We start from the raw sequence: 10287 nt of genomic DNA, 5'->3' as shown, positions 1-10287 counted from the left end.
ATGTCTTTCGACAGCTCAATGAATTCTGAATTTTTTAATATCTTTCGATATTGAATTGACTGTGCCGAATAATTACCGAAATAACTATTCTGTTGGTCACTCAGTTTTCAATTGAGACTCTAATTTGTTTTCCTCGCTACTTGCTCATAAAGAACAAGTAGCTTGGCTGTTAGAACTCAATCTGCACGAGTGCCCACACAGATGATTGCTTTATATTGTTAAAGAACGTTTTGAGCCGCTTTAGCGTCTCAAGGGATGCGAATAATACACCCTTTATTTTTCGAGTCAATACTTAGTTTTAAACTTTCTTTCGATAATTTAAAACCGAAGTTTTATTTAACTCTCTGAGTAGTTCGTGCCTCGCTATGCTTCGTCCGCTGCGCGTCGCCATATCCCGTCTCAGTGGGGTCGCATTATAGGGAGCGGCGGATTTTACGCAAGCGTTATTTACATAAAATAGTAATTAAAATTAAGCCCCAAGCAAGCACACATGATAAGCACAAGTTACCCACAAAACCCTGTTGATAACTCTGTTTTTGAACTTTAAAACTAAACACTTTTATCTTGATGTGATAAGTTGCGGTCACTTTTTTTAACTCATTTATTTAGGCAGTATCCATGACAGACATAATAAATAGTATAAGTGCCCTTCTATGGGGGCAAGTTCTCGTCTACTTATTAATAGCAGCGGGCCTCTTCTTTACTTTTCGACTAGGCTTTATTCAATTTGTGCAATTTCCACATATGTTCAAAGTTATGTTTGGCTCTCGTAAATGTGCCGACAACGAAATTTCATCTTTTCAGGCTTTTTGTACTTCATTAGCTGCACGTGTTGGCACGGGTAACATGGCTGGCGTTGCTGTTGCTTTATATTTGGGTGGCCCAGGTGCTATTTTTTGGATGTGGACTATAGCCTTAATTGGTATGGCTACAAGCTTTGCCGAGAGTACCTTAGCACAAGCTTATAAAACAAAAGACGCCGAAGGCAATTTTAGAGGTGGCCCTGCTTATTATATGCAAAATGGTTTAGGTAAACGCTGGATGGGCGTTTTATTCTCGTTATGTTTAATTTTAGCCTTTGGTTTAGTATTTAACGCCGTACAATCGAACTCTATTGCTGCAGCATTTGAAGTCGCGTTTGATGTACCTAAGTATATAGTAGGCATTTTGTTGGTTATTGGTTCTGGCATCATTATTTTTGGTGGCCTAAAAACCATTTCACGTTTTGCTGAAATGGTTGTGCCATTTATGGCATTAGCTTACCTGCTGGTTGCTCTTTATGTATGCGCCACTAACTTTACTGCACTACCAGATGTGCTAGTGCTTATTATAAAAAGTGCTTTTGGTATTGAACAAGCTGGTGCTGGTGCTATTGGATACGGTGTCACACAAGCGATGATCCAAGGTATAAAGCGTGGCTTATTCTCAAACGAAGCCGGTATGGGTAGTGCAGCTAACGCCGCAGCTACTGCGACGCCTTACCCTCCTCATCCTGCATCACAAGGTTATGTGCAAATGTTAGGTGTATTTATCGATACTATTGTTATTTGTACAGCGACTGCTTCTCTTATATTACTATCTCAGCAATTAGTACCTGAATCTGGTGTTATGGGGATTGAACTTACACAAGCAGCATTACAAGAACATGTTGGCGATTGGGGTACTTACTTTATTGCTATTGCTATATTGTTTTTTGCTTTTACTTCTATTGTGGCTAATTACTCTTACGCTGAAACAAATTTAATGTTTTTAGAGCACAACTCTAATAAAGGTATGTTTATCTTTAGACTGGTGGTTTTAGGTATGGTGATGTTTGGTGCTGTTGGTGAGCTTGGTTTAATTTGGACGCTGGCAGATATATCAATGGGCTTAATGGCCATTGTCAACGTTATAGCGCTATTTATGCTTTCAGGTGTTGTTGTATGGCTTTCAAAAGACTATAACGAACAACACAAAAAGGGCTTAATACCCACCTTTGACAAAAGTAAGCATCCTAAACTTGCTAAAGAGGTCGATTCTGAGGCCTGGAAATAAACAACAACCAGCGAGCTACGGCTCGCTTTTTTAGTTCTAAAATAAAAAGCACTTACATTAAGTCACTCTACCCTTTATAAATGAAAAGCAGTTACGGACGATATGTACTATATAGATATTATCTAATTATCAGCTTAGATAAGACAACCTACAAAAAATAGGTGTTCAATGCCAATAATTCTGCATAAGTGCTTTATTGATTGCCTATTTGGAGTTTTCACCATAACTCTAGACTTACTATTACCCGTGATTTTTAACTTCCAATGAACATGTATTACTAACCAATTCGGTAATTATACCAACCTGCATAAATCTTTGAGCAATTTAACAAATTAAATTGCACTATAACGTCGTTAAAAATTTTTATTTAGAACAACCAGATACAAAAACTTTTGCCTAGTTCTAGCGTAATTTTCTTAACGTTAAATAGATCCTATATATAAGCGGATTGGTATTACTTTATGCTATCAGTACATGAGTGCGTGATCTTTGCTTTCAAGGCTGTTTGCTCTAGATATGTAAATTGCTTTACTGTTTTAAATTATCTAAAGCTCACGGTCTATTTTACGGGTTGACATCATAAGCCTATGACGATTAGCCCAATTCAAAGTGCACAATTAGTATTAGGTGCCATACGTCACTAAGGGTTGTGTGGCTGGTTTATTTGAGACGTTATAAGATTGGGTTTAGAGATATTACATTATGCATATCAAGATAATATAAATCATAGAAATAGTAAATCAGGTTCTTGCTGGGTATTTTTTATATATTAGAAGGTGTATTAAATTTTTTTTAAGCGGAGTACTTAATATAAAGATGGTGCCCGAGGCCGGACTTGAACCGGCACGACTTGTTAGTCGAGGGATTTTAAATCCCTTGTGTCTACCAATTCCACCACTCGGGCATCGAGTTTGCTAATTAAAGCGTGTGGAGTAAATTATATGGAGGCGGAACCCGGAGTCGAACCGAGGTAAACGGATTTGCAATCCGGTGCATGGCCACTCTGCCATTCCGCCTAAATGTGTCCAAATAATTTGGAGCGGTACACGAGGCTCGAACTCGTGACCTCGACCTTGGCAAGGTCGCGCTCTACCAACTGAGCTAGTACCGCAAAATACTGTTTTATCAACTTTAAATTATCTTGGTAAAATAATTTAAAGTGGTGCCCGAGGCCGGACTTGAACCGGCACGACTTGTTAGTCGAGGGATTTTAAATCCCTTGTGTCTACCAATTCCACCACTCGGGCATCGAGTTTGCTATTAAAAGCAAGTGGATAAAACTAATATGGAGCGGTACACGAGGCTCGAACTCGTGACCTCGACCTTGGCAAGGTCGCGCTCTACCAACTGAGCTAGTACCGCATCATATTAATTCTAAATTAACTATTTTATAAATTACACTTGGTAATGCAATTAAACCACAAAGTGGTGCCCGAGGCCGGACTTGAACCGGCACGACTTGTTAGTCGAGGGATTTTAAATCCCTTGTGTCTACCAATTCCACCACTCGGGCATCGAGTTTGCTAATTAAAGCGTGTGGAGTGTTGAAATGGAGGCGGAACCCGGAGTCGAACCGAGGTAGACGGATTTGCAATCCGGTGCATGGCCACTCTGCCATTCCGCCCCTGTACGGGGTATTAACCTTAAGATAAACTTGGAGCGGTACACGAGGCTCGAACTCGTGACCTCGACCTTGGCAAGGTCGCGCTCTACCAACTGAGCTAGTACCGCATTTTATTTATCAGTTATTTTAATTATCACATGATTACTTATGTGAATCATTTAGGTAACTGATTAATTACCGTTTTGTTTATCTCGGGGGCTATGCCCTCTCAACACGGACGCATTCTACAGAGATTATTAAACGCGTCAATACAAAAAATGCTAGTTTTGAACTGTTTGCTTGTTTTTTATCTAAAACGGTGCGTTATTATACATTTAGAGTTAATTTTTAGTCAATTCACCCCATGCTGCACGTAAATATTGCATCATAGAACTCAAGGTTAAAAAGGTCGCAATGTACAGTAGTCCAAAACTTAAATAGTTCATCCACGTATCATATTGCCAAATCAAACCGATAATGGCTAACATTTGTGCAGCTGTCTTTATTTTACCCATATTTGATACAGCGACGTTACCACGCTTACCTTGCTCTGCCATCCATTCACGAAGTGCAGATATGATAATTTCACGACTTATTATAATAAGAGCGGGTATTGTCATATACATTGATTGGTACTGATCAGATAACGCTACAAGTGCAGCACATACCATTACTTTATCAGCAACAGGATCTAAAAAAGCACCAAAAGGAGTTGATTGCTCAAGCTTTCTTGCTAAATAACCGTCGAGTATATCGGTTATTGATGCAAGCCAAAAAATAAAAGCGGCAGCAAAAAAAGCCCAGCTATAAGGCAAATAAAATATCACCAAAAAAACGGGGATAAGAAAAAGTCTAAATGTTGTGAGTGTGTTTGGAATATTCCACATAACTACTTGGATATGTCTTTTTTTCTATATTCGCATGTAGGGCTAGCCCTTGTCATGCAAATGGTTAAATATCTTCTCAGCCATGTCAGGGCTGATCCCAGGAACTTTCTTTAACTGTTCTATATTAGCAGCTTTTACTCCCTGCATGCCCCCTAAATATTTTAATAATGTTTGGCGACGTTTAGAACCTACTCCATTTATTTCTTCTAATAGTGATTGTGTTCGTTGTTTTTGACGTTTATTACGATGCCCTGCAATAGCAAAGCGATGAGATTCGTCGCGTATATGCTGAATCAAATGCAGTGCAGGTGCATCAGAATCCATTGGGATAGTTTTTCGACCACCGTCAATCAATAGTGTTTCAAGACCAGGTTTACGACTCGTTCCTTTTGCAACACCGACCAATAATGGCATTTTAGTGTGCGGCCAATTAGAAAAGTACTGCTCCGCACGCCCCAGTTGCCCTTTACCACCGTCTATAAAGATAACGTCTGGAATTTTGTCTTCATCTACTAATTTGTTGTAACGCTTATTAAGCGCAAACTCCATTGCAGCGTAATCATCACCACCGGTAATACCCGTTACGTTATAGCGCCTGTACTCTTTAGTATTTGGTCCTTGAGAATCAAACACAACACAACTTGCAACAGTGTTCTCTCCCATGGTGTGGCTTATATCAAAACACTCCATTCGAGTAATATCGTCAAGTCGCAGTGTTGCTTTTAATTGTGCATAACGTTTATTAATAGAGTCTTGGGTACTTTGCTTAACTGCAATACTGTTTAATGCATTTTTGTTGGCCAGTTGTAAGTATTGAGCACGCTCACCACGGGTAACTACTTTAAGTATTACTTTGCGCTCACTTACTTGTGTGAGTGCTTCGCCGAGTGCATCGCTCTCTTCTATTTCAAACGGTAATATGATTTCTTTTGCAATACGCCCTGTAGCTCCAGGCGCTAAGTAGTATTGGCCTAAAAATGAGGTTAGGATTTCTTGCTCACTTGAATCTTTAGGTACTTTAGGAAAATACGTTTTACTGCCCAGTACTTTATGATCGCGGATCATTAATAAATGAATGCCATTTAATCCGTTTAAATGGGCAAAACCAACTACGTCCATTTCAGCAAAATTACCAGATATAGACTGTTGCTCCTGCATTTTACGAAGTAGCATTATTTGGTCGCGAACTTTTGCCGCCAGTTCAAAATTTAATTGTAGGCTGGCTGCTTCCATTTTTTTTATTAAATCAGCAATAACTTCGTGAGATTTACCCGTTAAAAACTTACGGACATAGTCAACTTGCTCGCTGTAATCATCATCCGTGACTTTATTTACACACGGAGCTGAGCAACGCTTAAGCTGATATTGCAGACATGGGCGGCTTCTTGCGCGGTAGTAGGCATCTTCACATTGACGAACAGGAAATATTTTTTGCATTAAGCGCAAGCTTTCAGATACAGCTCCTGCACTAGGGAATGGCCCAAAGTATTCGCCTTTAATTTTACGACTACCACGATGAAACGCTAAACGAGGGTGTTTATGGCTCGTTAGTAAAATATAGGGATACGACTTATCGTCGCGTAATAATATGTTATAGCGAGGCTGATATTTTTTTATTAGATTATTTTCAAGCAGCAGCGCTTCGGTTTCAGTATTAGTAAGTGTGACGTCAATATCACAAATATTACTCACTAAAACGCGTGTTTTACTGTCGGTAATGTTACTTCTAAAGTAACTGCTGACACGCTTTTTTAAATGCTTGGCTTTACCAACATAAATAACTTGGCTATCACTATCAAGCATACGGTAAACACCAGGCTCGCTTGATAGCGTTTTGAGGAAATGTACGTGATCAAATTCAGACATAAATTATAGGTTAGTACGACACGTCTATATCAATCATTTTATGACGAATAGCTAAGTGGGTAAGCTCAACATCACCACCTACATTAAGCTTTTCAAACATACGGTAACGATAGCTATTTACTGTTTTAGAACTTAGGTTCAAACGTTCAGCTATATCTTGTGCTTTTTCACCTTTGGTGATCATAAGCATAATTTGCAGCTCACGTTCAGATAAGCTCTGAAAAGGGTTTTCATCTGTACGGCCGGTCACTTGCGCTAGCGCTATTTGCTGCGCTATTTCAGGAGCTATGTATCGCTGACCTGCATGAACACAGCGAATAGCACGCACCATTTCGTCAGAACCTGCACCTTTAGTTAAAAAGCCATGCGCGCCAATTTGCATTACTTTACTAGGAAATGGGTCTTCGCAATTAACAGTGAGCACAATAATTTTTACATCGGGACAGTAACGACAAATCTTTTTAGTCGCTTCTAATCCGCCCATACCTGGCATGTTCATATCCATTAATACGATGTTTGGCGCATGCTGACGGCAAAACTGTACAGCCTCTTCGCCGGTTTTAGCTTCGCCAATTACTTTAAACCCTCGTACGTCATCAAGAATACGCTTGATGCCTGTTCGTACAAGTTCATGGTCATCAACTAAAAGTACATTAATCAATGGAACATCCTCATTTACCTAACAACATGCAATTTAATAAATTAATTTGCCACAGTAACATATATAAAGCGAGACAATAACTAATATTATTGTCTCAACCTAATAGTTTAAGATGATTTTTTATCGCTAAAACGATCAACCCATAATGCAATGATACCATCACCGGTTACATTACATGCAGTACCAAAGCTATCTTGTGCTAAATAAAGAGCAATCATTAATGCAACAGCTCCTTCATTAAACCCAAGCATGCTTGTTAATAAACCAAGCGCCGACATAACTGCACCACCTGGAGCACCCGGTGCTGCTATCATAACGACACCGAGCATCATAATAAATGGCAATATCCCCATTAATGAAGGTACTTCCATGTTTGGCGATAAAAACATAACAGCCATTGCACACGTTACAATAGTAATAGTTGAGCCAGATAAATGAATGGTTGCACACAGTGGTACGGTAAAGTTTGCTACATCTTCTTTTACGTTGTTTGCTTTACTTGATTGTAGCGAAACTGGAATTGTTGCCGCACTCGACATTGTCCCCAGTGCAGTAAAGTAGGCAGGTAGCATATTTTTAACTAATTCGATTGGATTACGTTTTAATAGTATACCTGTCGCTATATATAAAACGCTTAACCATAACCAGTGCATAACAAGCGCTGCAATTAGTACTACACCAAATGTTTGCAATGTATCTACCACTGTGCCTGCCACCGTCATTTCGGCAAATACACCTGCAATGTAAAATGGTAAAGCAGGAATAATTACCTTTGATAGAAGCCCATCAATAACATCACGCCCCTGATCAGACACTTCTTTCAGTGTACCTAGCTCTAATTGGCTCATGCCAATACCAAATACAAAAGCAGTTACCAACGCGGTCATTACCCCCATCAATGGTGGAATTTCTAAATCAATAAAGCTACCTATTTCAGTAGCAACTTCTGCTTCAAACGTAATGCTTCCACTTAAAAAAGGAATAACGGCACTCACTAATAAAAATGCAAGTGTACCGGCAATAATTGTAGAGCTATAAGCAAAGCCGACGGTTTTGCCAAGTAAGTGCCCTGACCCTTTTGGTAGGCCTGCAATACCCGATGCAATAAAAAATAAAATAATAAGTGGAATGGTAAAGGAGATAATTTGACCAATCAGCTCTTTTACTGTGAATAAAAGTTCAACACCCGTTATAGGTACGTAAAGTCCGACTAAAATACCGGCCACAATACCGGCAATTAATTTTAAGATTAACTTCATTGTGATTGCTTAATTGAATTTAGATACGTGTTTTTATCATGTTTTACCTAGCTTGTGTCATAAAACTGTTCAAGTGAAGTTCATTTGCACAAATAAACATCAATTGCACTTATTTTAAGTTAATTTTTAACTTAAATTACTCAACTAATCATCTCTCACTTACTTTAAAAATTTAGTACACACCTTTAATAACTAAAGTATCAGCTATTGTGGATTTTAATTTCACTTAGTTATAAGCTCAATAGATATATGTTATAGCCAAACTTTACTTTAGTTTTTTTAAACTCTCAGTAAAGTGTGTCTATATAGTTAGTGGCAAAGGCTATTAACACGTTGATCAGATTGTATCCAAAGGAACATTATGTCTACTATTTTTGAAGATAACTCACTAAGTATTGGTAATACGCCGCTAGTAAAACTTAACCGTGTTACAGGTGGGAATGTATACGCTAAAGTTGAATCTCGTAATCCTAGCTTTAGCATCAAATGCCGTATTGGTGCATCAATGATTTGGGAAGCTGAAAAATCAGGTCAGCTTGTTGAAGGTAAGGAGCTTATTGAACCAACATCGGGTAACACCGGTATTGCACTTGCATTTGTTGCAGCAGCACGCGGTTATAAGTTAACGCTTACTATGCCTAATACTATGAGCCTAGAACGTCGCAAGCTATTAAAAGCATTAGGTGCAAATCTAGTGCTTACCGACGGTGCTAAAGGTATGAATGGCGCAATTGAAAAAGCAAAAGAAATTCAAGCAACGGCACCTGATAAATATATTTTATTACAGCAATTCGAAAACCCTGCAAACCCTAAAATTCACTTTGAAACAACAGGTCCTGAGATTTATGATGCGCTTGACGGCAAAGTAGACTTTTTTGTAGCGGGTGTAGGCACTGGTGGTACTATTACAGGTGTTAGCCGCTTCCTTAAAACAGAAAAAGGTGTAAACGTTAAGTCTATTGCTGTTGAGCCAACTAACTCTCCTGTTATTAGCCAAACGCTTGCCGGTGAAGAAATCAAACCAGGCCCTCATAAAATCCAAGGGATTGGTGCAGGCTTTATTCCTGGCAACTTAGATATGGATTTAATTGATGGTGCAGAGCTTGTATCTAACGAAGACGCAATAGCTATGGCGCATCAATTAATGAAAAAAGAAGGTATTTTGGTGGGTATTTCATCAGGTGCAGCGGTTGTTGCAGCTAAACGTATCGCAGAAAAACCTGAAAACGCAGATAAAAATATTGTTGTTATCCTACCTAGTGCAACTGAGCGTTACTTATCAAGCCCAATGTTTGATGAAGAGTTTAGTGAACAAGAGCTAGTACAGTAATCTACACATGTTTAAAAAGGATGCTTATGGCATCCTTTTTTATTATTTATCGAAAGATCAGCCCTTAAATATTGCCTCCCTCTTTACATATTCATAATTTAGCCACACACTTTAAAAAGCTTAATCAACAACAATAATGATAACAATGAAAAAACTACTAACTATTCTAAGTGTCATAACTTGCCTATTTATTGTAGGTTGCGGCGACGATGCCAAAATATCTAGCGATAGTCCAGGTGATACAGCAACCGCTTATTTTGATGCACTTTATAACCAAAAAGACCTTCAAAAAGCCAGCAAAATGGCAACACCTAACCTAACTCGCATAATGAAATCTTACGGAACAGCTAAACAATTCTCTCGTAACTTGATAAACATGCAATATGATGAGGTAGTTATTGAAGTCGACATGTCAAATATGAGTTTACGAGAACAATATGGTGATAAAGCTAAAATAAATTTGATTTTTACTGGCACCCTAAATGGCGGGAAAATTGATGAAATGCGCAGTGTTAAAATGCTTCGTAAAAAAGGAAAATGGTACGTAGATAAAATAGTTGCCGACCCGTACGCTCGTTAAAATAAATGTATTACACATAAAAAAGGCCTTACATTTGTAAGGCCTTTTTCGCTTTAGCTAGGGCGTG

Annotated in this window: 7 protein-coding genes and 8 tRNA genes; 3 read left to right on the top strand and 12 right to left on the bottom strand. The window is 38.7% G+C overall.

Going from position 1 to position 10287, the window contains the following annotated elements; translation table 11 throughout:
* Nucleotides 1–618 precede the first annotated feature (618 nt).
* Complete coding sequence (locus NRL14_RS01975) at nucleotides 619–2034, top strand: sodium:alanine symporter family protein (protein ID WP_306723852.1); 1416 nt, start codon at nucleotides 619–621, stop codon at nucleotides 2032–2034.
* Between the two features lie 817 nt (nucleotides 2035–2851).
* Here NRL14_RS01975 and NRL14_RS01970 read toward each other — a convergent pair.
* From NRL14_RS01970 to NRL14_RS01915, 12 genes are all read right to left on the bottom strand, one after another.
* Nucleotides 2852–2938, bottom strand: a tRNA-Leu gene (locus NRL14_RS01970).
* Nucleotides 2939–2976: 38 nt separating this feature from the next.
* Nucleotides 2977–3050, bottom strand: a tRNA-Cys gene (locus NRL14_RS01965).
* 19 nt (nucleotides 3051–3069) lie between these two features.
* Nucleotides 3070–3145 (bottom strand) — tRNA-Gly (locus NRL14_RS01960).
* Nucleotides 3146–3194: 49 nt separating this feature from the next.
* A tRNA-Leu gene (locus NRL14_RS01955) sits at nucleotides 3195–3281 on the bottom strand.
* A 39-nt stretch (nucleotides 3282–3320) separates the two neighbouring features.
* A tRNA-Gly gene (locus tag NRL14_RS01950) sits at nucleotides 3321–3396 on the bottom strand.
* A 64-nt stretch (nucleotides 3397–3460) separates the two neighbouring features.
* Nucleotides 3461–3547: transfer RNA gene (locus NRL14_RS01945), tRNA-Leu, on the bottom strand.
* A gap of 37 nt (nucleotides 3548–3584) precedes the next feature.
* Nucleotides 3585–3658 (bottom strand) — tRNA-Cys (locus NRL14_RS01940).
* Between the two features lie 31 nt (nucleotides 3659–3689).
* Nucleotides 3690–3765: transfer RNA gene (locus NRL14_RS01935), tRNA-Gly, on the bottom strand.
* Nucleotides 3766–3978: 213 nt separating this feature from the next.
* Nucleotides 3979–4524, bottom strand: coding sequence for a CDP-diacylglycerol--glycerol-3-phosphate 3-phosphatidyltransferase (pgsA, locus tag NRL14_RS01930; RefSeq protein ID WP_032827134.1), 546 nt, complete (start codon nucleotides 4522–4524; stop codon nucleotides 3979–3981).
* 42 nt (nucleotides 4525–4566) lie between these two features.
* Nucleotides 4567–6390, bottom strand: coding sequence for an excinuclease ABC subunit UvrC (uvrC, locus tag NRL14_RS01925; protein WP_007377971.1), 1824 nt, complete (start codon nucleotides 6388–6390; stop codon nucleotides 4567–4569).
* Nucleotides 6391–6400: 10 nt separating this feature from the next.
* Complete coding sequence (gene uvrY / locus NRL14_RS01920; RefSeq protein WP_007377972.1) at nucleotides 6401–7051, bottom strand: UvrY/SirA/GacA family response regulator transcription factor; 651 nt, start codon at nucleotides 7049–7051, stop codon at nucleotides 6401–6403.
* Nucleotides 7052–7158: 107 nt separating this feature from the next.
* Nucleotides 7159–8310, bottom strand: coding sequence for a dicarboxylate/amino acid:cation symporter (locus NRL14_RS01915; protein WP_306723851.1), 1152 nt, complete (start codon nucleotides 8308–8310; stop codon nucleotides 7159–7161).
* 361 nt (nucleotides 8311–8671) lie between these two features.
* Between NRL14_RS01915 and cysK the strand changes: the two genes are divergently transcribed.
* Both cysK and NRL14_RS01905 read left to right on the top strand, forming a co-directional pair.
* Complete coding sequence (cysK, locus tag NRL14_RS01910) at nucleotides 8672–9640, top strand: cysteine synthase A (RefSeq protein WP_007377974.1); 969 nt, start codon at nucleotides 8672–8674, stop codon at nucleotides 9638–9640.
* 145 nt (nucleotides 9641–9785) lie between these two features.
* Complete coding sequence (locus NRL14_RS01905; RefSeq protein WP_033023777.1) at nucleotides 9786–10220, top strand: hypothetical protein; 435 nt, start codon at nucleotides 9786–9788, stop codon at nucleotides 10218–10220.
* Nucleotides 10221–10287: the final 67 nt, after the last annotated feature.

This window comes from Pseudoalteromonas sp. 20-92 (assembly GCF_030847595.1).
GTDB classification, from domain to species: domain Bacteria; phylum Pseudomonadota; class Gammaproteobacteria; order Enterobacterales; family Alteromonadaceae; genus Pseudoalteromonas; species Pseudoalteromonas fuliginea.
The sequence above is the reverse complement of the archived record's forward strand: the minus strand, read 5'-3'. Positions and strand labels throughout refer to the sequence as shown.